Origin of the sequence: Streptococcus sp. sy010, from assembly GCF_007859175.1 — a bacterium.
In the GTDB taxonomy this organism is placed as follows: Bacteria; Bacillota; Bacilli; order Lactobacillales; family Streptococcaceae; genus Streptococcus.
Window position 1 is genome coordinate 433,825 of sequence record NZ_VOHO01000001.1, and the last position, 24,800, is coordinate 458,624.

A 24,800-nucleotide genomic window follows, 5' to 3' on the forward strand; every position below is an offset into this window, starting at 1 on the left:
AATAAAGGTGAGAGGTATTCTCCACCTTTATCATTATTATAACATACTGCCGTTAGTTGCGATAACTTGTTTGTACCAATCAAATGATTTTTTCTTAGAACGTTTCAAACTTCCATTACCTTCATTATCACGATCAACATAGATAAAACCATAGCGTTTTTTCATTTCACCAGTACCGGCAGATACGAGATCGATACAACCCCAAGTCGTGTAGCCCCAGAGTTCCACACCGTCTTGGTTAATGGCATCATTCATCGCCTTAATATGCTCACGCAGGTAGTCAATACGGTAATCATCTGCCACATAGCCTGTTTCATCTGGACTATCTACTGCTCCCAGACCATTTTCAACGATAAACATTGGTTTTTGATAACGATCCCATATGGTATTAAGCGTAATCCTTAGACCAAGTGGATCAATTTGCCAACCCCACTCTGACTCTGTAAGGTAGGGATTTTTGATTGAGGCAAAGATATTACCAGCCGTTTTTTCCTTGACTGCTGGATCTGCTGAAGCTACTCGACTAGAATAATAAGAGAAAGAAATAAAATCAACCGTGTTCTCTTTCAACAGTAGCAAGTCTTTGGGTTCAATATTGATGTCAATCCCTTTTTGTTCCCACTCTTTTTTGGCATAATTTGGGTACTCACCACGCGCTTGAACATCAATAAAGAAGTAGTTTTCTCTATCTAATTTCAAACTCTCCCACACATCATCTGGATGGGGTGTATTGGGATAATATTGACCTGCCGCTAACATACAACCCACTTTATTTTCTGGATCAATTTCATGAGCAATCTTAGTCGCTAAGGCTGATGCTACCAATTCATGATGGGCTGCTTGGTATTTGACTTGTTCTTGATTTTCACCATCTTCAAAGTAAAGACCCGCCCCCATAAATGGCGCATGTAAAATCATATTGATTTCATTGAAAGTTAACCAGTATTTTACCAGTCCTTTATAACGTGTGAAAAGAGTGCGACACAAGCGTTCGTAAAACGTGATTAACTGACGATTACGCCAGCCACCATATTCTTTAATCAAGTGCATTGGACAGTCAAAGTGAGTAATGGTGACCAAGGGTTCAATACCGTACTTATGACATTCCTTGAACACTTTTTCGTAGAAGTCAAGACCTGCTTCATTTGGTTCTAATTCGTCACCTTTTGGAAAAATGCGTGACCAAGCTATTGACATGCGATAGGTTTTGAAACCCATTTCAGCAAATAAGGCAATATCTTCCTTGTAGCGATGATAAAAATCGATAGATTCTTTTGCAGGATAGAAATAGCCTTCTTCAAAGTCGAACATCTTCTTTTGACCTGCTATGATGGGGAAACGGTCTTTACCGATTGGCACAACATCAACATTAGCTAAGCCACGACCATCAACATCATAAGCTCCTTCACACTGGTTAGCAGCCGTAGCACCACCCCAAAGGAAATTTTTAGGAAATTCTGGATAAATTGTCATCTCATTACTCCTTATAATTGATAAAAGATTAAATTATCTTTTGATATCAAAAAATCAATTGGTTTATAAATACAGAGCTAGTTTTTTAGAAATGATCTCATAGGCTGGCATAGTCAGATGAAGCCCATCTGTTGTCAGATTAGCTGCTAACTGCCCATCCTTATCCAGTAATAATGGGTACAAGTCAATAAATTCAACACCTGGTAATTGAGATAAGTCTTGATTTAAAGATTGAATAGCTTGATTGGTTCTAATCTTAACTTTTTCTTGATAATCTACAGACTCATTGACAGGGAAGATAGAAAGTAGATAAATCTGAACAAAGGGGTTATTAGATTTAATTTGACTAATGATTTGACTGAAACGTTCAATCGTCTCTTGTTTTGGATACTCGCGTCCAATATCATTAGTGCCAATAGACAAGAAAACCTTACTAGGTTCTACAGCTAAAACCTGCTCTGCTAAATGTTCTTGTAACCAAACCGTATCTGTTCCAGCAATGCCTCGGTTAATCAAATGATGGTCACGCCCTAAATATTTTTTTAAAGGGAAAAATTCGGTAATCGAATCTCCTGCAAAAACAATGCCGCCTTTTTTCTCTTTCTGATTGTCTTGTATAAAGCCTTGAAAACGTTGCATGATATAATCGTTTAAAGCTTGATTTCCTGTTTCTAACATAAGTTTTCCTCTCCTTAATAAAATCATTAACATGACATCATGTTACTTCTCTATTATACAATATCAAACACTATTAAACAAAATACCCGTTTTATAGTTTTGAAGAAATCTATTGATTGGTGACTAATCTTGGTACAAACTAGCTCCATTGCTGGCAATGACAGTTTTATACCAATAGAATGATTTTTTCTTATAACGTGCTAGGCTACCACTACCATCATCATGACGATCGACATAGATAAAACCATAACGTTTACTTAATTCAGCAGTCGATGCTGACACTAAATCAATTGGGCCCCAAGTGGTATAGCCCAACACATCAACCCCATCTTGCAAAGCTTCTCCAACTTGAACGAGATGTTGTTGTAAATAATCAATACGATAGTCATCCTCAACCGTTGGACCGTAAGCTCCATCAACCAAAACATCCTTGGCCCCAAGTCCATTTTCTACAATAAAAAGTGGCAACTGATAGCGATCATAAAAATCATTTAAGACCAGACGTAGCCCAATCGGATCAATCTGCCAGCCCCATTCAGATGCTGATAAATAAGGATTGGTAACGCCACCCATGATATTACCTCGACCTGTATTATAATCTTCTGGATTATGGGCCTGAGCCACACTCATGTAGTAAGAGAAGGAAATAAAGTCAACGGTGTGTTGTAGGATTTCTTCATCCCCTTCAGCAAACTCAATGCTAATATCATTTTCTTTGAAATAGCGTTTGATGTAATTAGGGTACTTGCCACGCGCATGAACATCACTAAAGAAATAATTATGATTAGCAAATTGATGAACAGCTAATTGATCCAAAGGATTGGCTGTCATCGCATAGGTTGGCATGGCTAGAACCATACAACCAATTTTGAAATCAGGGTTAATCTCATGACCAAGCTTAGTTGCAAGGGCTGACGCTACCAGTTCATGATGAACGGCTTGATACAGTTCTTGCTTAGACAAGTTTTCCACAGGCGTCACAATGCCACCAGACATAAATGGCGCGTGAAGTACAGAGTTAATTTCATTAAAGGTCAGCCAATATTTTACCTTATCCTTATAGCGCATAAAGACGGTTCTCACATAACGTTCATAAAAAGTAATTAGTTCACGACTAGCCCAACCATTGTAGGTGCGTGCTAGATGTAAGGGCGTTTCATAATGTGATAAGGTCACCAAAGGCTCAATACCATATTTGGCTAATTCATCAAAAACCTTGTCATAAAAAGCTAAACCAGCTTCGTTTGGCTCTAATTCATCTCCTTTTGGAAAAATACGTGACCAGGCAATAGACATGCGAAAGACCTTAAAACCCATTTCAGCAAAGAGTGCAATATCTTCTTTATAGCGATGATAAAAATCGATTCCTTCAAGTTTGAGATTATCAGACGTTGGGTAGTCAGTAATCCGAGGATTTTTATCTGCTGAATTAGCTGGCACGCCTCCATTTGGTGTGACATCTTGTACAGACAATCCCTTACCATCTTGATTGTAAGCTCCTTCAAGCTGATTGGCTGCTGTTGCCCCACCCCATAAAAAGTTTTTTGGAAAAATTGACTGTGTCATTTCTTACCCTCCTATGTCTTTTTACTAATAATATAGCCTGTTTTCATAGATTTTTCCGACACTATCCTGCGAAAAACTGATACTTTTGTCTGATTTTGTTATAATAGAAAAAAATAAAAAGGTTCATCTAATATGAGTAATAATCCACTACCTTACCAATTTCAACAAATCCATGTCCAAAATGGACGTCCTGATATTCTCTTTCATTGGCATCCCGAACTAGAGATCCACTATGTGCATGAGGGAACTGCCCGTTATCATATTGATTATGATTATTTCAATAGCCAAACTGGTGATATTATCCTAATCCGTCCCAATGGTATGCACTCTATTCATCCATTGGCTCAAAAAGAACATCTGACGGCTGTCTTTAATTGCCATCTTGATATGCTCGGGGCTTCCATGATTGATTTGGTGAGCTTACGCTATTTACAACCCTTACAAAATAGCCAGTATAAATTGACACCTTGCATCAAGCCTGATATGTCTGGCTACCAAGACATCAAAACTTGTTTGTTTATGATTTTTCAGCTAGTGGAGAAGAAAGAGCGACATTTTGAGATTTTACTCAAATCAAAATTACAAGAACTCATCTACTATCTCTTTTATTATCGCTATGTCGTGCGTAAGCAAAGTAACGACATTTACCGTAAAAATGAAAAAATTCGTGAGTTAATCGACTACATCAATCACCACTATCATACTCCCTTGAGCATTGATACGCTTGCCCAACAGATGGGCTATAGCAAGACGCATTTTATGGCTCTTTTCAAGGAGCATACAGGAACTACCTGCACTGATTTTATCATTCAGGTTAGGCTTAATAAGGCTTGTGAACGTTTAATTGACACGACTGATTCGATTCTTGATATTGCTCAACAAGTCGGTTTTAATAACCTTTCCAACTTTAATCGACAATTCAAAGCCTATCATCAAGTCACACCTAGCCAATATCGAAAAAATCAACTCATCAAAAACTCTTAGACTAAACCTAAGCGTTTTTGGATACATCTAAGCCATAAATTAAGGTGGTGATTTGATGACCTCTAAGACTGGTCGTGTTCTCAAGAATTTCTTCCAAATTCATGCCAATGGCCTCTAGCACAGCTCGACTAGCCTGATTGTCTTGGTTACAACTTGCTTTCAAATAATTAACCGTCGGCATGCTTACCGCCAAATCTCTTAGAGCAGCAAGCGTTTCTCTAGCATAGCCTTGATGGTGATAATGACGGTTTAAGGTAATTCCAATCTCTGCTTTGGTGTTTGTGTCGTCCAAGCGAATGCTAGAATTACCAATAATTTTACCTTCACTCAGCAGTTCAATACCATAACGACCCAAGGGAGTTTTGAGATTCCACAGGACTAATTCTTCTAAACTCTCTTCTTTGGTGCGACTGGCCATATAACTATATTTTAACAAATCGTCATCCATATTAAATTCATGATAATCTTCTGCATCAGCTAGGGAAAGTGGACGCAAACGCAGTCGTGGTGTTTCAATAATCTGATGTTCAGCCAAAATAAGCCATGGACTTTTACTCATCTTAATACCTCCTGTCTTTATTATAGCACTTAGTTGCTTTTTTTGATAAAAACACGTAAGATGAGATTATGAAAAGATTGAACGCTCTCGCCCTTTATAGCGACAAACAAACACTGGCCTTTTGGCAAAACATTCAAACTTATTTTGATGATTTGTTACAACTGACTATTTCTAGTTTTGATAACTTTACGCAAAACATAACTAACACTCATCAAGCCATTTTCAGCACAAGCACAGTTGAAACTGAACTGCCTTTGCTTATACTAAATTCTGCTGAACACCCTTGGCAAATTGCAAGGCAAATTCGTCAATTTATTGACAAGCAAACGCAAGAGCTATTGAATTATCTGCCCTTGCGACTAACGATTTTTGATGAAAAAGGACAGGTGCTATACAGTAATGGGCAACCTGACGGTAGTTTTTTCTTTGCCGATGATGTGGAGCCATTGGAATCTTGGATCTTATCAGACATCAAGACCAGCCAAACGGATAGCCTTCATCTGCCAATTCCTCTAGATAGCTTCAACCAACGGTTGATTCAAACTTATCAAGCCCTCTATGATGACCAAAAAAAACTACGAGGCATCTTTCAATACACCCAAGATATTTCACCACTTCTAAAAGCCTATTTAGATGATAGCGGACAAGCACTGGTCGGATGGTCTGATGTGACATCTGGAGCCTCTATTTCTAACCAAGATGATGATTAAATAAGGAAAAAATATGTTAATCAAGGAACTTTGTACCGAAACGGTAGAAAATCTTTTGGAGTTAAGCCCCCATCAAGTAGCGCGTGTCGAGTTGTGCCAACATTTAGCCATTGGTGGTGTCACACCTTCTGCTCAAACTATTGAACATGCTGCTAAAATTCTACATAGCAAAGGTATTTCATTAGCCACCATGATTCGACCGCGTGGGGGAAATTTTGTCTACACTCAAGAAGAGATAGAGCTGATGAGAACTGATATTTTGAAAGCAATCAAGTTAGGAAGTGACGCTTTAGTCATGGGATTACTAACTCAAGACAATCGACTTGATTGCCTAGCCATTGAATCCTTGCTCCCAAGCACTCAAAGATTGCCCCTGGTTTTTCACATGGCCTTTGACCTTATTTCTAAAGCAGATCAGTTTCAAGCCTTAGAACAACTGATTGATTATGGCTTTACTCGTGTCTTAGTGCATGGTTCAGCCAATCTTAGACAGCCAATTACTGATAATATTAACCATCTCAAATCCTTAGTTGATTATGCCAATAATAGAATTGAAATCATGATTGGGGGTGGCGTCACTGCTCAAAACTGTCATAGCTTAGCTTCACAAATTGGGACACCTATCGTTCATGGCACAAAAATCATCTAAATCTTATCTTAACTATCATATCTGATAATAATAAAGCACCTAGAATAGCTATTCTAGGTGCTTTATTTATTCTTTATCTTGATGATTTTTTGCCAAACGTAATTGGCGATTAGGATTAAGGGTATTAAACAGTTCTTCTAGTTTCTCAGTCGTCCAAATATCTGCTGCTGAGATAAATTGACCTTCCTCATTCTTGAAAGATATTGGCTTATCACCCATAATCATCCTCCTTTTTAATCCACAAATTCAAACTCAAAATTGCCAATACGAACAATGTCGCCATCTTTGGCACCACGTTGACGAAGGGCTTCATCAACTCCCATACCACGCAATTGACGAGCAAATTTCATGATAGATTCATCACGTTCCATATTGGTCATAACAAAAAGTTTCTCTAACTTCTCACCAGATAGAACCCAAGCGGCGTCATCATCACGAGAAATGTCAAAGGCTTTTTCTTCACCATTGAAGCCATAATAAACTTCTTCTTCCAAATCAGCCTCTTCATAAAGTAGAAATTCATCAGTTTGATTTAGTAATTCTGCCGTAGCTTCCAGTAGATTATCCAAGCCTTGATGGGCAATACTAGAAATCGGGAAAATCAGTGGTAGCTCATCAAACTCATCATAAGTAGCAGCTAATTTTTCACGAAAAATCGCTAAATTTTCTTCAGATTCTGGCATATCCATCTTGTTGGCAACGATAATCTGTGGCCGTTCCATCAAACGTAAGTTATAAGTTTCCAATTCATGATTGATGGCCAAGTAATCTTCGTAAGGGTCACGCCCCTCACTTGCTGACATATCAATGACATGCAAAATAACACGAGTTCGTTCAATATGGCGAAGAAACTGGGTACCAAGACCGACACCTTGACTGGCTCCTTCAATCAGACCTGGTAAATCAGCCATGGCAAAACCATCACCAGATTTGGTTCTCACCATTCCTAAATTAGGCACAATGGTTGTAAAATGATAAGCCCCAATCTTAGGTTTGGCTGCCGTGACCACGCTTAAAAGGGTTGATTTCCCAACTGACGGAAAACCTACTAAACCAACATCAGCTAAGATTTTCAACTCAAGAGCCAGTTCGCGTTCTTCACCTGGTTCACCATTTTCAGCAATTTCTGGTGCTGGATTACGAGGAGTCGCAAAACGAATATTACCACGACCACCACGACCACCTTTGGCAATGATAAATTCTTGACCATGTTCCACCAAATCCGTAATCACTTTGCCAGTTTGAGCATCACGTACCGTTGTGCCTTGAGGAACACGAACATAAAGATCCTCTGCTCCTCGTCCGTGCATGCCCTTAGTCATGCCTTTTTCGCCAGATTTAGCCTTAAATTTCCGATTGTAACGAAAATCCATCAGAGTGCGTAAGCCCTCATCAACGATGAAAACAACATCGCCACCACGGCCACCATCACCCCCCCAAGGACCTCCATTTGGGACATATTTTTCACGACGAAAGGCCACCATACCATCACCACCACGACCAGCCTTAACGCTGATTTTGGCAGTATCTAAAAACATACTCATTTATTTCTCCTATACAAAAAAAGAGGGACAAAACATCACTTGGTCAATTTGTCACCCTTTGTTCAAACAAGCCTAGATAAACTAGGCTGAAATCGCACTAATAGCTGTCAATACAGCAGCACCAATTGTAATCAAAAGCATGATAACAACGACAACCAATGTGATTTTTTCAAAAAGCGTTTTTTTTCTTACTTCATTATCGCCAAAAGCCATAATTTCTCACCTTTTCTTAATTTACTCTTTAACTATCCTATCATGAATGACACTTTTTTTCAAGCCTTACCCAACGCTTTCTTAATTGAGATTTCTACCAAATTATGCTATATTAAGCCTATCACATAAAAGGAGATGCTTATGACACTAGCAAATTTTGATCAATTACTCGAAAAATATGCAAAATTACTAATCGCAAAAGGAGTCAATGTTCAAAAAGGACATACCCTTTGTTTAACCATTGATGTCCGTCAATACGAGTTGGCTCGTCTATTGACAAAGGAAGCTTATGCCAAAGGAGCGAGTGAAGTCATTGTTGACTTTACTGATGAAGCCATTACTCGAGAACGTTATTTACATGCCGATGAAGAACGCTTGACGACTGTCCCACAATACCTAGTGGATAAATCTAACTATTTTTTAGACAAAAAGGCTAGTCGTTTAGTGGTTCTATCAAATAACCCAAGTGCCTATGCTAGTGTAGATTCAACACGTCTGGCAGCCGCCACTAAAGCCATCAATACCGCTCTTGAAAAACAACGAATTGCTACTCAAGCTAATAAAATTAGCTGGAACTTAGCTGCAGCTTCTAGTCCTGAATGGGCTGCGATGGTCTTTCCTGATCTGGAAACCCGTGAAGAACAAGTGGATGCCCTTTGGGATGCTATCTTTAAGATGAATCGTATCTATGAAGCAGATCCAGTTAAGGCTTGGGATGAGCATGAAGCTAAATTAACAGAAAAAGCAAAAATCCTTAATGACATGCAGTTTGACGCCCTTCACTATCTTGCACCAGGTACAGATTTAACTCTTGGTATGCCAAAAAATCACATTTGGGAAGCTGCGGGTAGTTTCAATGCTCAAGGTGAAAAGTTCATTGCCAACATGCCAACTGAAGAAATCTTTACTGCTCCAGATTATCGTCGTGCTGATGGGGTTGTCACTAGCACCAAACCATTGAGTTATGCCGGAGTCGTCATTGAGAACATGACCTTCACTTTCAAGGATGGTCAAATTGTTGATGTCAAGGCAGAGAAAGGCGAAGAAACCCTTAAACGCCTCATTGAAGAAAATGATGGAGCTCGTTCACTGGGAGAAGTTGCCCTAGTCCCACATAAAACGCCAATTTCTCTCTCTGGATTAACTTTCTTTAATACCCTTTTTGATGAAAATGCTTCAAATCATTTGGCCATCGGTTCAGCCTATGCTCACAGTGTTGAAGGTGGAGTTGACATGACCCAAGATGAGCTGAAAACTGCTGGTCTTAACCGTTCAACAACACATGTGGACTTTATGATTGGTTCTGAGAAGATGGATATTGATGGGATTACAGCTGACGGTCAGCGTGTCCCAATCTTCCGTGGTGGCGAATGGGCTATCTAACACAAAGATTAGAAAGATAAGAATATTATGATTCAAGCAATTATTGTTGGGACTATTATTGGGGGACTGGCTGGTTTGATTACCAAACGTAACCATCGTATCGGATGTCTAACTCGCATTATAGTCGGTTTAATTGGTGCTAGTCTAGGTCAATGGCTTTTAGGAGATTGGGGACCATATCTTGCTGGACGACCAATCTTTCCAGCAATCCTTGGTGCTGTGATTATTCTAAGTATCTTTATTCCTAAGGATAATCGCTAACCAAAAAGGTCGATGTTAAGAGGCATTGACCTTTTTTATGACAAAATAAAAAACTAGGATAATTCATCCTAGTTTTTTAATCTTCAACCAATTGAATATCTGCTCCTAGAGCTGTCAATTTTTCAATAATATTAGAATAACCTCGCAAAATAAATTCAATATTGGTAATTTCTGTTTTTCCTTGAGCCATCAAACCAGCCGTTACCAATGCCGCACCCGCTCGCAAATCCGTTGCCTTAACTGCTGCACCCGTTAGTTGATTTGGGGCATTGTAAACTGTTTTTCCACCAACAACTGAAATATCTGCACCCATACGTGCTAACTCAGCCACATGATTAACTCGTTTTTCATAAATCGTATCAATGATGCTACCACGACCTTGAGTTGTCAAAAGTAAGGGAGTGATTGGTTGCTGCAAATCGGTCGCAAAACCTGGATACGGCGATGTCTTAACTGACACTGCTTTGAGATTATCTTGTTTTTCAACAAAGACACTATCCTCATCAATGGTCATTCGCACACCCATCTCTTCCAGTTTAGCAATAAAACTTTCCAAATGTTCATATAAAACATTTGTGACACGAATACCTTGACCAATAGCTGCTGCCATAGCAATGTAGGTTCCTGCCTCAATGCGATCTGGAATAACCTGATGACGTGTGCCGTGTAGGCGTTTAACACCTTCAATGGTTATGACATCTGTACCTGCGCCACGGATATTAGCCCCCATATTATTTAACAACGTTGCAACATCAATAATCTCAGGTTCACGCGCTGCATTTTCAATAACAGTCTTCCCCTGAGCCTTAGCCGCTGCAATCATAGTATTGATGGTTGCTCCAACACTGACCGTATCCATGTAGATATGAGCTCCCTGAAGTGGACTACCATCTGTCGCCAAACGCATAGACTCACCTTCATAAGAAACCTTAGCTCCCATGGCTTCAAAAGCCTTCAAATGAAGATCAATCGGACGAGGACCCAAGTCACAGCCACCTGGCAAGCCAACTGTGGCTTCTGCAAAACGACCTAACAAACTCCCATAAAAATAATAAGAGGCACGCAAGCTATTGATTTTACCATAAGGTAGAGGGATATTTTTGACACCTCGTGGGTCAATTTCAAGGGTTTCACCATCACGTTTAACCACACATCCCATAATTTCAATAATTTCTACTAAACTGTCAACATCACTAATGGCTGGTACACCATCCAAAGTGACAATATCATCTGCTAAAATAATAGCTGGAATTAAGGCCACCACACTATTTTTGGCACCAGAAACCGCTACTTCTCCACTTAGAAGTTTACCACCATTGATTACAATCTTACGCATACGTTCTATTCTTTCTTAACACTATATTCAACTTTACTAGTTTATCACATTTCACTAATTTTTACAAATGATTTATCTAAAATAAAAGGAGGTTCTATACCTCCCTTGTTTTATTTATTGAAAATAATTCTGCAAAGCTTGAACCTTATCTAAACGCTCCCATGGTAGCTCAATATCTGTTCGTCCCATGTGACCATAGGCAGCCGTTTGACGATAAATAGGACGCTTCAAATCCAACATCTTGATAATGCCTGCTGGTCGTAAATCAAACAGTTGACGTACGGCTTCTTGCAGTTTTTCTTCAGACATTTGGCTAGTTCCAAAAGTGTCTAAACGTATCGAAACAGGTTTTGCCACACCGATAGCATAGGCCAGTTGAACTTCTACTTTTTTAGCCAAACCTGCTGCAACAATATTTTTTGCAATATAACGAGCTGCGTAAGAAGCAGAGCGGTCAACCTTTGTTGCATCCTTGCCTGAAAAAGCACCACCACCATGACGAGCATAGCCACCGTAAGTATCCACAATAATCTTACGACCGGTTAAGCCCGAATCTCCTTGAGGGCCTCCAATAACAAATCGGCCTGTTGGATTAACCAAATAGTTAGTTTTATCGTCTAAATAATGAGCTGGAATTACTGCTCTAATGACCTTATCAATGACATCTTTGGCGATCTGGTCTTGACTGACGTCTGGGTCATGTTGTGTTGAAATCACCACAGTATCTACTCGGACTGGCTGATCATTTTCATCATACTCAACCGTTACTTGACTTTTGGCATCAGGTCTTAGGTAACTCAACTGATCTGACTTGCGTAAATCAGCCAATTTTTTAACCAATTGATGAGAAAGAGAAATCGGTAAGGGCATGAATTCTGGTGTTTCATCAATGGCAAACCCAAACATCAAACCTTGATCCCCTGCGCCAATTCGATCCAGGGCATCTTCTTGACCTTGACGAGCCTCTAAAGCTTCATTAACACCTTGGGCAATATCTGGAGATTGTTCAACCAATGACGGATGCACACCAACCGTTTCAGCTGAAAAACCATACTCCGTCTTGGTGTAGCCAATCTCTGCAATGGTATCACGAACAATGCGATTGATATCAACATAAGCTGATGTCGTAACTTCACCAAAAACATGAACAGATCCTGTATAAACAACCGTTTCGGCTGCTATATGAGCATCTGGATCTTTTGCTAAAATCGCATCCAAGATAGCGTCTGAAATTTGATCAGCAATCTTATCAGGATGTCCCTCAGATACTGATTCAGAAGTGAATAGTTTACGTTCTGACATAAAAATGTCCCCCTTTTAATAAATCTTGTTAAAAAGTTACAAAGTACTAGCTACCTATCTAGACAACTACCTTTTCGGGACTCATTAACTCTACTATTTTAACATATTTTATCAAAATTTAGCTTTCTTAGTTGCCTATTACGGTCATTTTTTATTATACTTAGAATATGAAAACGGATTATCTATCAGCCAAAGAAATTAGTCAGGCTACTGGGCTTCAGGTTTCTGTCAATTCCAACAGCCAATCCACCCAATTAGATGCCAAACTAAACCTGAAAAGTGCAGAGCAGCTACCAGTTCTCTACCTTGCTCCCCAACAAGAACAAGCTGTTGGACGTTTTGGTCGTCCTTTTTATACCAATCAAGGTGGCATTTATATGACTTTACACCTCAAACCAAATTGTTCCTACGATGATTTACCCGTCTATACTATGATGACAGCAACCAGTATTGTCAAAGCTATTCAGCGTCTGACTGGGATTGATTGTGGTATCAAATGGGTCAACGACATCTACTACCAAGGTAAAAAAATTGCAGGTATCTTGACCGAAAGTTTATCCTCAGAACAAGATGTGGTAACTGACCTCTTAATTGGAGTAGGAATCAATTTTTTCATTAGTGAATTTCCTTCTGAATTGAACCAAATTGCTCATTCACTTTTCCAAGAAACACCACCCATTAGTCGCAATCAGCTCATCAGTGAGATTTGGCAAATTTTCTTTAATACACCAAAACGTGATTTAATTAGGGTTTATCGTGATAAATCCTTGGTTTTGGATAAAAAAATAAGCTTTACCGACAAAGGTAAAAGCTATGAAGGACTTGTGATTGACATTAGTCAAAAAGGAGAATTAGTGGTTCAACTAACTGATAACAGCCAAAAACGTCTCTCCAGTCACCACATTAGTCTTTCTTCTTGGGAAATGTGAACAGGCTTTCCGTTAATTTTGTCACAAAATAAACCCGTCTAAGATCACGATAGAGCAAAAATCCCCAAAAGGCTGCAATCAAATACTCTCCATTAAATAAGGCTTGATTGAAAAAAATGGTTTCTAAGGCACAAAAAAATGCCACCAACAAAAATTGTAAAATTGTCATAATCCCATTCTAACAAAAAAGTAACTGGAAAACAAAAACCAGTTACTTTTTTACTAGAATTTAACGATAAAAATGGTACCTTTGGGCTCATTATCTTGAACAGTAATCGTTCCTTTCAACGAATCTACAATTTGCTTAGCCAAAGCCAATCCTAAGCCAAAACCGCCTTGTTGCCTTGTTCTAGCCTTATCGACTCGATAAAAACGATCAAAAATATGCTTTTTATCCTCAGAGCTAATCCCAATTCCTTGATCAGCCACACTCAAATAAAAATGTTTATCTGTTGATTTTACTTCAAAAACAATTTCATCATTTTTATCGGTATATTTCATGGCATTGTCAAAAAGAATCGTCATCAACTGTTTTAATAAGATTCTATCTGAAACAACTTGGTGTTTGACTTGATTATTTACCTTAAACAATTTACCTTGTTCTTCTGCTATCATTTGATAATTAGTAAAAATGTCATTAAAAAAGTCTGATGATAAGGTTTCTAAGTCGGGTTTTATGCCATCATCACGTCGAGCCAAATTAAGTAAATTAGTCGTTAACAATTTCATATTACGAACTTCATCTAGGCTTGACGCGATATTTTCCGTATTATCCATAATACTTGAATTGGGCTTACGAAATAGAGTTTCTAAGCGATTTTGCAGAACTGCTAAAGGCGTACGTAACTCATGACTAGCATTTTCAACAAAGGCTTTTTGTTTTTCATAATTGGCCAAGATTGGACGACGACTCCATTTGGCTAAGTAAACACTGGCTCCCACTGACACTACCCAAAAAGTTATCATGACAATAACAATCATTTTAGCATAGCGATTATTAGCTTCTTCTAACTGATTGGTGTTAATGGCAATCATAGCATAGGCCACTTCAGGATAAATCACGTTCTGCACTGGCACCGTCAAAGTCCGATACTCAAGGGTTTCTCCCAAAATATTGGTTAGGGACACTTTGACAATACTATCTAAATTTTTCTTGTCCAATTTGACGTATTCAAGACCTGATAAGGTATCAAGTGTATTTAAGATATTACCATCAGAGCTATATAAAATAACATCCGTATTAGCAATCACTTCGCTAGGTGGGATTAACTTAGACTGATCGTCAGCAGTTGTTTTATTATTGTCAGTAATAGCATTAAAACTATTTTTTATCATGGCCAGGGTCACATAAGACGAAATATCCTTTTGTGCCGTTCTGAGATTGGAATCAACAGTGGTATAGATTCCAAAAGACATGACTTGTAAGATAATGACCGTCATGACCAAAAATATCCCTGTAAAAACACCTAAAAAGTGGAGAAAAAAGGGAAAATTTTCAGATTTGGATAACCCTTTAATTCTACTCAGCATTCTTTAAAATATACCCCACACTCCTTAGTGTTTGTAAATTATTCACAAAATCAGTTCCTTTTAACTTTTTACGAATTTTGGAAACATAGACTTCAACCACTGAAATGGTGGTATCACTGTCGAATCCCCATATCCGATCAAAAATTTGAGATTTTGGTAAAATGACGTTTTGATTTTGTAGGAAATAAATTAACAAATCAAATTCCTTACCTAATAGTTCGACCTCTTGATTGGCAACTAAAACCGTATTGGTACTTGTATTGACTTCAAGATTGCCGTAATTCAGATTATTATCCGTCAATTTACCAGAACGTTTGAGCAAGGCCTGAATACGCATTTTCAACTCTTCTAAGTAAAAAGGTTTGGTAATATAATCATCTGCTCCTAACTCAAAACCATTAGTTTTATCATCTAGACTTTCTTTGGCTGTCATAATGATAACTGGTGTCAAGACTTCTTTTTCTCTTAACTCTTTTAGCATTTGAAAGCCATCTTTTTCAGGTAACATAAGATCCAATAAAATCAAATCATAAACACCACTTTCAGCTTCGTAAAGACCTTCATCACCGTCAAAAACCTGCATGACATCAGCAAAATCATCCAAAAAATCAAAAACTGAATTGGACAAACTTAAATCATCTTCAACTAATAAAATTTTAATCATGGTATCTCCTTCTAACGAGAAGTTTAACAAACTTTTCTTAAGCTAGACTAAAGAGAGAGTTCAGAAGTCAAACTCTCTCTCCTTCTACTAGGCCTTTATGTGAGCTAAAATAGCTTGTTCTAACTCGAGTTTATTTTTAGCCACTTGATCAATTCGTGATTGAATTTCACGCATACCCATTTCAATCTCACGAGTTAGGGCCAAGTCAGATAATTCTGGTTCATAAAATGCTTTGAATTCTGCCAAGCGTTCTTCTGACTTAAAGCAAGCCGCAGCAACACTAACAAAATCAGCATAACTCATATCACCAGCAAAGGTTTTCTTCAACCAGTACCAATTTTCTTTTGCCCATGTCCATAAGCGTTCTTGAGCAAAGTTTGACTGCAATAACGCCAAATACCAGCTCGATAAATCTTGTGGTTTGATGATATCTTTATTGTTTAGAGATGTCACTAACTGTTCAAGAGTAGCTTTTGATTGGGTCAAGGCTAGAGCTGCTCGTAATTCGACACGCAATACACCATCACTTGTTTGAACATACTGCTCTAAGTATTGATCCACAAGAGATTGACTTTCAGCTCGTCTTAATTGATTAGACAAAACAGCATGACGAATCCCTGCTGGAATTTCATCCAATTTATCTGCATATTGGTTAAAAACCTCTTGCAAACGAGTCGCAACTTCCGCGTGATTGGCCCATGATAACATGCTCAACATGATATGACGGCTTTTTTCAATAGCGTCATCTTCATCTTTTTGAGCCACTAAACCTAATTGCTCATAACTAGTTTGAAAACTTTTAATAACAAGTTGTTTGAGAACTTGCTCCGCTTCGGAGCCTTCATCAATGATATTTCTTAAGCTATAGACAAGTCCTTGCAAGGCTGATAGCATAGGATAAGAGCTCTCCTGACTAAAAACAGTCAAAAATGGTAGCAATTGGGTGTAGGAAATCAAGCCACTAGCGGCAAGTAAACGATACTCTTGGATGATTTGCAATTTACTTATCTGATCTAACTCAGCTAAATCAGCCATCAAATCAGTCTGCAACTGCCCATCATAATAGCTAATGAAATGAGCCGTATTACCTAGGTTAAGACGAAAAGCACCTTTGTTTTTGGCTGCTAACTGACTAAAATTAGGAATTTTAAGAACAGCTTTTGACAAGGTGTCTGGAATACCTAACCAGTTACTATTGAGTGGTATATGCCACAGACGACCTTTTGCTTTATGTTGACCAATAAAAAATTGGTTTTGACTAAGGATTAAGGTATCATTTTCTACCTTGGCTGTAACAACTGGAAAACCTGGCTGTTCTAGCCAACTCTCCATAAAGCTAGCTGCATCCTTGTCCGAATGACCAGATAAGGCATTCCACAAATCTTGACCAACCGTGTTACCATATTGATGTTGCTCAAAGTAATCTCGCAAACCAGCAACAAAGGCTTCTTCACCCAACCAATGATAAAGCATAAACATCAAACGGCTACCCTTAGAATAAACAATGGCACTATCAAAAATCGTTTGAATTTCATCTGGATGATTAACAGCCACATGAACAGATTGGATACCATCAATGGCATCACGATTAAGAGCAGAGGGAATTTCTTTAATTTTAAAATCATTGCTAATTTGCCAAGTAGGTTCTAGCCTATCAACAGCTAGATTTTCCATCATCATAGCAAAACTTTCATTGAGCCATAAATCATCCCACCAAGTCATTGTCACAAGGTTACCAAACCATTGATGAGCTACTTCATGCGCAATCACTAATGCAATAAGTTGACGACTCATCAAGGTTGAATTCTCATCTGACAAGAGATAAATTTCACGATAAGTAATCAAGCCCCAATTTTCCATTGCTCCTGCTGAAAAATCAGGCAAAGCAATATGATAACACTGTTTCAAAGGATAAGGAACACCAAAGTAGTCTTCATAAAACTCCAAAACTCGCTTGGCAAAATCAAGTGCAAAATCTAACGAAGAGGATTTATGTGCCTTGGTGGCAAAAATGCCAACTTCTACACCACTCTTAGTGGTTGTTAACTTGCTTTGAAGTTCACCAATCGCAAAAGCTAGTAGATAAGTTGACATGCGTGGGGTTGTTTCAAAGCTCCAGATACCTGTTTCTTGACGCTTTTCTATATCAATTTCAGGCATATTGGAGAGAACAACTTCTCCTTGGCCTTGATCAAATTTAATTGATAAGCTAAAAGTCGCCTTGGCTGCTGGCTCATCAATACAGGGAAAAACTTGTCTTGCAAAATGGCTTTCAAATTGAGTAGCAAGCACCTCTTTTTTAATCCCATCGATTGTATAATAAGATGGGTACATTCCTGTCATACCATCTGTAATATGACCTGAAAAAATAAGTTCAAGCTCTTGTTGACCAACTTGCTCCACTTGGAAACGAAGCTCTTCCAAATCATGATTAACTTCAAATTCCACTTTTTTGCCTGCTACAAGAACCGTTTCAATCTTCAAATCTTTTTGATGAAATGCAATGGTTTCTTTAATTGCCTGTCCCTTAATCGCAACTCGACCTGAGAAGATTTTATCTTTTCGATTGATATCTAAGAAAATATCATAATGCTCAGGGACAAAACGTTTGACTAAATGCTCAACGGTTTCCATCTTTTTCTCCTTCGTTTATATAGACTGAAAGGAAGTAACCATCGTACTTCCTTACTTGTCTTTATTATATCACAATTCAATAATCTTACCAGTTTTCAAATAAACAACCCACTCACATAAGTTTTTAGCGTAATCACCAATTCGCTCTAAATAAAGCAAGACTTGGAAATACTCTTTACCAGCAAAAATAGTGTCTGGATTTTGACGAATTTCTTCGATAGCTTGACTTTGAATATTACGGAAATAGTTGTCAATATCAGCATCAATTTTTGCGACATCACGAGCCTTATCTGCATCACCTGTGACATAAGCATCTAGGGCATCTTCTACCATGGCCTTAACGGCACGTCCCATTTTCTTGATTTCTGCTTCAATAGCTGGCAAGTAGTTACTTTCCTCTTGCATACGCAAGGTTGCTTTTGCAACTGAAACCGCATGATCACCCATACGCTCCACATCACTTGACGCTTTCAAAACTGTGATAACATTACGCAAATCTTGAGCAATAGGTTGTTGTAAGGCAATAATTTCAAGAGATTTTTTCTCCAATTTAACCTCATAATCATTGACCACATCATCTTCTACAATGACTTCTTGGGCCAAATCAACATCATGGCTCACAAAAGCACGAACTGTCTTATTGATTTGAGCAAGTACTTCTGTTCCCATCGAATAAAATTGATTGTGTAATTTTTCTAGTTCTTCTTCAAACTGAGTGCGTAACATAGTATTCTCCTTTTTCTAACCAAATTTACCAGTAATATAATCTTCTGTCTCTTGCTTGCTTGGATTAAGGAAGATTTTTTTCGTATCATCGTATTCAACCAAATCACCATTCAAGAAGAAGGCTGTCTTGTCTGAAATTCGACTGGCTTGTTGCATACTATGAGTGACAATAATCTGTGTATAATCTGACTTCAATTCATAAAGGGTTTCCTCAACCTTACTTGAGGAAATCGGATCAAGAGCAGATGTCGGTTCATCCAATAGGATAATTTTAGGACTAGTTGCCAACACCCTAGCAATACAAATCCGCTGTTGCTGACCACCTGATAAGCCAAGGGCTGAATCGTGTAAGCGATCCTTAACTTCGTCCCAAATTGACGCTTGTTTGAGTGACGTTTCTACAACTTGATCAAACTTTTGTTTGTCATTTTCACCTTTCAAACGTAAGCCATAAACAACGTTTTCGTAAATTGACATTGGAAACGGATTCGGTTGTTGAAAGACCATGCCAATTTCCTTACGCAAATCAACCGTATCCATCCGAGGACTGTAAATGTTATGGCCCTTATACATAATTGATCCAGTAATGGTAACGCTTGGAATCAAGTCATTCATTCGGTTAATGGAACGTAAAAGCGTTGATTTTCCTGATCCTGATGGACCAATAAAAGCCGTGATCTCATTTGGGAAAATATCCATGGAAATATTATTTAATGATTTTTTCTTCCCATAGTAAAGGGAAATATCGCTGATATGTAAAATTGGATTTTGCATCTTATCCCCCTTCTATCCAAAACGTCCAGAAACATAGTCATTGGTTGACTGACAGTTTGCATTTTGGAAAATTTTCTTGGTTTGATCATACTCAATCAAATCACCACTATAGAAAAACGCAGTATAATCACTTGAACGAGCTGCTTGTTGCATGTTGTGAGTGACGATGATAATGGTGTAATCTTTTTTCAACTCCATCATGGTTTCTTCGACCTGCATGGTTGAAATCGGATCAAGAGCACTAGCTGGCTCATCCATCAAAAGAATATCTGGTTTAACAGCAATCGCTCTTGCAATACACAAGCGTTGTTGTTGACCACCTGAAAGTGCCAATGCTGACTTGTGGAGATCGTCCTTAACCTGCTCCCAAAGAGCTGCTTGTTTGAGTGACGTTTCCACCAACTCATCCAAAAAGGCTTTATCTTTAACTCCAGCTCGCTCATGAGCGAAAGTAATGTTACGATAAATAGACTTCGCAAAGGGATTTGGGCGTTGGAAAACCATACCAATTTGTTTTCTCATCTCATAAACGTTGATGTCAGGACGATTCACATCTAAGCCCTCATACCAAATTTCTCCTGTCACTCGAGCAATGTCAATGGTATCATTCATTCGATTCAAACTTCTTAAAAAGGTTGACTTTCCTGAACCAGATGGACCAATTAAAGCAGTTATTTTATTTTTTTCAAACTGCATATCCACGCCTTTGATTGACTCTTTTGTCCCATAAAAAACATGTAAATCTTTGGTTTCTAGAGCGACATTATCTTTATCAAAGGTGATGATATGCTTTTCATTCCAATTATATTCGACCATAATTCTCCTCTATTGTGATGTCAATTTGGCATGAATTTTTCGACCTAGATAACGGGCCGAAAAATTAAAGATAAGGATAAAGAATAATAGGATAACTGCACTTCCCGCAGACACTTGTACTGCATCTGGTAACAGCCCTTCACCATTAACCTTCCAAATATGAACTGCCAAGGTTTCTGCTTGGCGGAAAATAGAAATTGGGCTAGCTACACTTAAAGGATTCCAGTTAGACCAATCAAGTGCTGGAGCTGACTGACCAGCCGTATAGATGAGAGCTGCTGCTTCACCAAAAATACGACCACTCGCTAAGACTACCCCAGTTATGATACCTGGTAGCGCTTCTGGAACAACCACATAAATAATGGTTTCCCAACGAGAAAGTCCCAGAGCCAAGCCAGCTTCACGTTGAGTATGGTGAACAGCTTTCAAACTTTCCTCGACATTTCTGGTCATCATTGGTAAATTGAAAATAGTCAAAGCCATAGCACCTGACAAAATTGAAAAGCCATAATCCATTTGAACAACAAAGACCAAGAAACCAAAGAGACCAACCACAACAGATGGTAACGAACTAAGAATCTCAATGGCATTACGAATGAGATTGGTAACAGGACCTGCCTTTGTGTATTCAGATAGATAAATACCTGCTCCCAGTGATAAGGGTAAAGAAATCAGAAGTGTAATCACTAGGAGAAAGATACTATTATAAAGCTGAATACCAATGCCCCCACCTGCCTTGTAGGCACTCGATTGACCTGTTACAAAAGACCATGAAATATGTGATAAACCACGAACTAGAATATAGCCAATTAAACCTATCAAGATAAGTAAGACAAAGCCGGCAATACCATAGAGAACACCTGTGGCAATTTTATCAGTTTTTTTAGCGTACATAGTTTTTCTTACCTTTCGGACGTGTAATTAGTTTAATCATGCTATTAAAGAACAAGCTCATCAATAAAAGAATTAGGGCTAAACTCCAAAGGGCATCATTACGAACAGTCCCCATAACCGTATTACCAATTCCCATAGTCAAAACAGAAGTCAAGGTTGAAGCCGGACTGATTAAACTGGTTGGCATGAGGGCTGCATTTCCTACTACCATTTGAATAGCCAAGGCTTCTCCGAAAGCACGCGCCATGCCAAAGACACTTGCTGTTAAAATCCCTGGCTTAGCTGCCTGTAAAATGACACGAGAAATTGTTTGCCAACGAGTTGCTCCTAAAGCCAGACTCGCCTCTTTATAGTGACGTGGAACTGCTTTTAGTGAATCAACCGTCATTGAAGTGACTGTTGGCAAAATCATGATAAAGAGTACAAAGACACCTGATAGGATACCAAATCCTGAACCGCCAAATACCGAACGAACGGCAGGCACAACCACCGTTAAACCGATGAAGCCATAAACAACCGACGGAATACCGACCAAAAGTTCAATAGCAGGTTGCATGATTTTTGCCCCTCGCTTAGGTGAGATTTCTGTCATAAAGAGAGCCACTCCAATCGCAAATGGGGTTGCCAACAAGGCTGACAAGAAAGTAACAAAGAAAGAGCCTAAAATCATAGGTAAAGCTCCCAAGATCGGCAAACCATCTGGACCCGTTTGCGACGGATTCCAATCTGTACCAAATAGGAAGCTAATGGGATTGACACCATCCTTGATAAAAGTTGCTAAACCTTTTTGAGCGACAAAAAGGAGAATCATAGCAACCACAAAAACAATTAAAAGGAGGCAGAAAAAGGTAATGGTCTTACCAAACTTCTCCAGTTTGGAATTTTTTGAAGTTGATAATAAACGTTTTGAAATTTCATTAGACATTTTATTTCTCCGTTACGACACCTTTGGCATCTTTTTTCACTTTCATATCGTTAATGGAAATGTAACCCATATCCTTAATCACTGTATTTTGAACTTCTTCACTCATCATGTAGTCCAAAAATTCCTTCGTTAAGGCTGTTGGTTGTCCTTTGGTGTACATGTGTTCATAAGACCAAATTGGCCAATTATTGACTTGAACATTTTCTGAAGTTGGTTCATAGCCATTTAACTTAATCTTTTTAACCGTATCATCTGTATAAGAGAAAGCTAAATAAGAGATTGCTCCAGGCGTCTGAGCTACAATACTACGCACCATACCATTTGAGTCCAACTCTTGTGCTTTAAGAGGTTGGGCATCTTTCATGATTGTTGCATCAAAAGACGCTCGACTACCAGAACCAGAAGCACGGTTGATAACCGTAATCGGCAAATCTTGACCTCCAACTTCTTTCCAATTCTTAATTTGACCTGTAAAAATTTGTTTAAGTTGTTCAACAGTCAGATTGTCAACAGTAATAGCTTTGTTAACAATTGGCACTATTCCAACAACCGCTACTTGATGATCCACCAGTGCAGCTGCGTCAATTCCTGACTTTTCCTCAGCAAAAAGGTCGCTATTCCCAATATCTACTGCACCCGATTGAACTTGTGATAAACCTGTACCAGACCCACCACCTTGGACATTGATGTATTTACCAATATTATTTTTAGAGAATTCATCAGAAACAGCCTCAACTAGAGGTTGTAAGGCCGTTGAGCCTACAGCAGTCGTTGATTGACCTTTATCAATCCATTTAGAACACGCAGCTAGACTAAACGTTGATAGAACAATCAACGCTGTAAATGCCAATTTAAGTTGTTTTTTCATTTCTTTTTCCTTTATACCTGAAATCTTAATCCCTTAGGATAATAATTTTTAATCACTTGACCAACGACCTTAACAAAGCCCAAACCATTACCTCCCACTAACAGTTGATACCAGCCTGTTGACAAGGGTTCTTGCAAAGTCACTGTTTGCCCTGACACATATTTGCTGAAATCTGCTTCACTAATAGTTACTGTTCGTTTGACTTCATCCGAACTTAGAGCCATCCCCAATGCAAACGATGGTTCAAAGCGATTTTTCTTAAACGTTCCTAGGTGCAAGCCATTACGTGCAATTTTCAAGGAAGACAAATCAGGCAACTCTTGAGGTAACAGATATAATTGATCACCAAAAACCTGCAACATGCCACTTAAATCCACCTTTAAATGTTCTTTGGCAAACTCTTGCCAATAGGCTTTTTGTCCCTTAGTCAAATTAGAGTGACCTGATTTAATACGGATTGATACTGGTAGTCTTTGATCTTGAAAGTGAGCAACAAATTGTCCTTCTCCCTCAAACTGATGCGGATACATTCGAGCCGTTTGTGGCAAATCAATGCCTTCAACCATACCATTTAATTTAGGCACATCAAGCAAAGTAAGTTCTGGGTATTCTTGTAAAAGCCAACTAACCACGTCCTCATTTTCTTCGGGTGCCCACGTACAAGTTGAATACACCAATCGCCCACCTGGAGCTAGCATAGTCAGAGTATCTTGTAAAATGGATTTTTGTAAGTCAGCACATTGGCTAGGGTAATCAACTGTCCAATATTGAATAGCTTCTGGATCTTTCCGAAACATACCTTCACCAGAACAAGGCCCATCAAAAACAATCAAATCAAAATAATTAGGGAAGACCTTGGCTAGACGATCGGCACTTTCATTAAGCACCACAACATTTCTTGCTCCAAAACGTTCTATATTTTCAACCAATACTTGACTTCTTTTTTTAGAAATATCGTTACTAACTAAAATGCCTTGATTACCAAGATAAGATAACAAGTGAGTTGATTTCCCCCCTGGTGCAGCCGACAAATCCAACACGCGCATTCCAGGTTCTGGTTTTGCTACCTGTCCAACCATTTGAGCTGCTGGTTCTTGAGAATAAATCAAACCTGTCACATGTTCAGGAGATTTGCCACTAATCTTACCATAGTGACCCCAAGCCGTATTAGGAATCGGATTGGGAAAATCAACCATCTGTTTTTTCAAGGGATTTATGCGAAAGGCAGAGCGAGCAAGTTGATCAAAGCTAGCAAAAAAGGCGTCTGCTTCTTCTCCTAAAAGCTCACGATACTTATCAATAAAGGCCTGTGGTAATATCGTTTTCATACTTTTATTATACTATAAGAAAGGGGTTTCTGGCAAAAAAATTCCGCAAGTCGC

At 38.6% G+C, this 24,800-nt stretch carries 26 protein-coding genes; 6 read left to right on the top strand and 20 right to left on the bottom strand.

What is annotated here, in order from left to right; genetic code table 11:
- Positions 1-36: 36 nt before the first annotated feature.
- From FRX51_RS02195 to FRX51_RS02205, 3 genes are all read right to left on the bottom strand, one after another.
- Positions 37-1,473: a 6-phospho-beta-glucosidase gene (locus tag FRX51_RS02195; protein ID WP_146495456.1), complete on the bottom strand. Its 1,437-nt coding sequence runs from the start codon at positions 1,471-1,473 to the stop codon at positions 37-39.
- 63 nt (positions 1,474-1,536) lie between these two features.
- Positions 1,537-2,178, bottom strand: a complete 642-nt coding sequence (locus tag FRX51_RS02200) for an SGNH/GDSL hydrolase family protein (RefSeq protein WP_398586890.1) — start codon at positions 2,176-2,178, stop codon at positions 1,537-1,539.
- Between the two features lie 96 nt (positions 2,179-2,274).
- Positions 2,275-3,717, bottom strand: a complete 1,443-nt coding sequence (locus FRX51_RS02205; RefSeq protein ID WP_146495460.1) for a glycoside hydrolase family 1 protein — start codon at positions 3,715-3,717, stop codon at positions 2,275-2,277.
- 132 nt (positions 3,718-3,849) lie between these two features.
- Here FRX51_RS02205 and FRX51_RS02210 point away from each other — a divergent pair, with 132 nt between their 5' ends.
- On the top strand, positions 3,850-4,701 hold the full coding sequence (locus FRX51_RS02210) for an AraC family transcriptional regulator (RefSeq protein WP_146495462.1): 852 nt from the start codon (positions 3,850-3,852) through the stop codon (positions 4,699-4,701).
- A gap of 7 nt (positions 4,702-4,708) precedes the next feature.
- Here FRX51_RS02210 and FRX51_RS02215 read toward each other — a convergent pair whose 3' ends face one another.
- Complete coding sequence (locus FRX51_RS02215) at positions 4,709-5,260, bottom strand: GNAT family N-acetyltransferase (RefSeq protein ID WP_146495464.1); 552 nt, start codon at positions 5,258-5,260, stop codon at positions 4,709-4,711.
- Between the two features lie 68 nt (positions 5,261-5,328).
- Between FRX51_RS02215 and FRX51_RS05875 the strand changes: the two genes are divergently transcribed.
- Positions 5,329-5,970 carry a hypothetical protein gene (locus FRX51_RS05875; RefSeq protein ID WP_261379785.1) on the top strand — a complete coding sequence of 214 codons (642 nt, stop codon included), beginning with the start codon at positions 5,329-5,331 and terminating at the stop codon, positions 5,968-5,970.
- A 13-nt stretch (positions 5,971-5,983) separates the two neighbouring features.
- Entirely contained in the window at positions 5,984-6,619 is a 636-nt protein-coding gene (locus FRX51_RS02225) for a copper homeostasis protein CutC (protein WP_146495466.1), read from the top strand.
- A 66-nt stretch (positions 6,620-6,685) separates the two neighbouring features.
- Here FRX51_RS02225 and FRX51_RS05795 read toward each other — a convergent pair whose 3' ends face one another.
- The 3 genes from FRX51_RS05795 to FRX51_RS02235 form a co-directional block, all read right to left on the bottom strand.
- Positions 6,686-6,838: a hypothetical protein gene (locus tag FRX51_RS05795; RefSeq protein ID WP_186603316.1), complete on the bottom strand. Its 153-nt coding sequence runs from the start codon at positions 6,836-6,838 to the stop codon at positions 6,686-6,688.
- A gap of 14 nt (positions 6,839-6,852) precedes the next feature.
- Entirely contained in the window at positions 6,853-8,163 is a 1,311-nt protein-coding gene (obgE, locus tag FRX51_RS02230; protein ID WP_146495468.1) for a GTPase ObgE, read from the bottom strand.
- Between the two features lie 81 nt (positions 8,164-8,244).
- A complete protein-coding gene (locus FRX51_RS02235; protein WP_146460595.1) occupies positions 8,245-8,376 on the bottom strand; it encodes a DUF4044 domain-containing protein in 132 nt (43 codons plus the stop codon).
- Positions 8,377-8,517: 141 nt separating this feature from the next.
- On the opposite strand from FRX51_RS02235, the gene FRX51_RS02240 reads away from it, so the two are divergent.
- Positions 8,518-9,759: an aminopeptidase gene (locus tag FRX51_RS02240; protein ID WP_146495470.1), complete on the top strand. Its 1,242-nt coding sequence runs from the start codon at positions 8,518-8,520 to the stop codon at positions 9,757-9,759.
- A gap of 27 nt (positions 9,760-9,786) precedes the next feature.
- The gene (locus FRX51_RS02245; protein WP_146495472.1) at positions 9,787-10,020 is read left to right on the top strand and encodes a GlsB/YeaQ/YmgE family stress response membrane protein; all 234 of its coding nucleotides are present in this window, start codon (positions 9,787-9,789) and stop codon (positions 10,018-10,020) included.
- Positions 10,021-10,096: 76 nt separating this feature from the next.
- Here the strand turns inward: FRX51_RS02245 and FRX51_RS02250 are convergent, their stop codons facing one another.
- Positions 10,097-11,356: a UDP-N-acetylglucosamine 1-carboxyvinyltransferase gene (locus FRX51_RS02250; protein WP_146495474.1), complete on the bottom strand. Its 1,260-nt coding sequence runs from the start codon at positions 11,354-11,356 to the stop codon at positions 10,097-10,099.
- 114 nt (positions 11,357-11,470) lie between these two features.
- Complete coding sequence (gene metK / locus FRX51_RS02255; RefSeq protein WP_146495476.1) at positions 11,471-12,658, bottom strand: methionine adenosyltransferase; 1,188 nt, start codon at positions 12,656-12,658, stop codon at positions 11,471-11,473.
- A gap of 167 nt (positions 12,659-12,825) precedes the next feature.
- Between metK and FRX51_RS02260 the strand changes: the two genes are divergently transcribed.
- The gene (locus tag FRX51_RS02260) at positions 12,826-13,587 is read left to right on the top strand and encodes a biotin--[acetyl-CoA-carboxylase] ligase (protein ID WP_146495477.1); all 762 of its coding nucleotides are present in this window, start codon (positions 12,826-12,828) and stop codon (positions 13,585-13,587) included.
- On the opposite strand, the gene FRX51_RS02265 is transcribed toward FRX51_RS02260, so the two are convergent.
- The 11 genes from FRX51_RS02265 to FRX51_RS02315 all read right to left on the bottom strand — a co-directional run bounded on the left by FRX51_RS02265 (position 13,562) and on the right by FRX51_RS02315 (position 24,746).
- Complete coding sequence (locus FRX51_RS02265; RefSeq protein WP_146460607.1) at positions 13,562-13,756, bottom strand: DUF3272 family protein; 195 nt, start codon at positions 13,754-13,756, stop codon at positions 13,562-13,564. The two genes, FRX51_RS02260 and FRX51_RS02265, sit on opposite strands and share 26 nt — an antisense overlap.
- A 53-nt stretch (positions 13,757-13,809) precedes the next feature.
- Positions 13,810-15,117 carry a cell wall metabolism sensor histidine kinase WalK gene (locus tag FRX51_RS02270; RefSeq protein ID WP_146495479.1) on the bottom strand — a complete coding sequence of 436 codons (1,308 nt, stop codon included), beginning with the start codon at positions 15,115-15,117 and terminating at the stop codon, positions 13,810-13,812.
- Entirely contained in the window at positions 15,107-15,781 is a 675-nt protein-coding gene (locus FRX51_RS02275) for a response regulator transcription factor (RefSeq protein ID WP_146495481.1), read from the bottom strand. The genes FRX51_RS02270 and FRX51_RS02275 overlap by 11 nt, the downstream gene beginning before the upstream one ends.
- Positions 15,782-15,868: 87 nt before the next feature.
- On the bottom strand, positions 15,869-18,415 hold the full coding sequence (locus FRX51_RS02280) for a M1 family metallopeptidase (RefSeq protein ID WP_146495483.1): 2,547 nt from the start codon (positions 18,413-18,415) through the stop codon (positions 15,869-15,871).
- 69 nt (positions 18,416-18,484) lie between these two features.
- A complete protein-coding gene (gene phoU, locus FRX51_RS02285; RefSeq protein ID WP_146495485.1) occupies positions 18,485-19,141 on the bottom strand; it encodes a phosphate signaling complex protein PhoU in 657 nt (218 codons plus the stop codon).
- 15 nt (positions 19,142-19,156) lie between these two features.
- Positions 19,157-19,915, bottom strand: coding sequence for a phosphate ABC transporter ATP-binding protein PstB (pstB, locus tag FRX51_RS02290; protein ID WP_146495486.1), 759 nt, complete (start codon positions 19,913-19,915; stop codon positions 19,157-19,159).
- 12 nt (positions 19,916-19,927) lie between these two features.
- The gene (pstB, locus tag FRX51_RS02295) at positions 19,928-20,731 is read right to left on the bottom strand and encodes a phosphate ABC transporter ATP-binding protein PstB (protein ID WP_146495488.1); all 804 of its coding nucleotides are present in this window, start codon (positions 20,729-20,731) and stop codon (positions 19,928-19,930) included.
- 9 nt (positions 20,732-20,740) lie between these two features.
- Entirely contained in the window at positions 20,741-21,625 is an 885-nt protein-coding gene (gene pstA, locus FRX51_RS02300) for a phosphate ABC transporter permease PstA (protein ID WP_146495491.1), read from the bottom strand.
- The gene (pstC, locus tag FRX51_RS02305; protein WP_146460625.1) at positions 21,615-22,550 is read right to left on the bottom strand and encodes a phosphate ABC transporter permease subunit PstC; all 936 of its coding nucleotides are present in this window, start codon (positions 22,548-22,550) and stop codon (positions 21,615-21,617) included. Before pstC ends, pstA begins: the two co-directional genes overlap by 11 nt.
- A 1-nt stretch (position 22,551) precedes the next feature.
- Positions 22,552-23,418, bottom strand: a complete 867-nt coding sequence (locus FRX51_RS02310; protein ID WP_146460627.1) for a phosphate ABC transporter substrate-binding protein PstS family protein — start codon at positions 23,416-23,418, stop codon at positions 22,552-22,554.
- An 11-nt stretch (positions 23,419-23,429) separates the two neighbouring features.
- Positions 23,430-24,746, bottom strand: coding sequence for an RsmF rRNA methyltransferase first C-terminal domain-containing protein (locus tag FRX51_RS02315; RefSeq protein WP_146495493.1), 1,317 nt, complete (start codon positions 24,744-24,746; stop codon positions 23,430-23,432).
- Positions 24,747-24,800 lie beyond the last annotated feature (54 nt).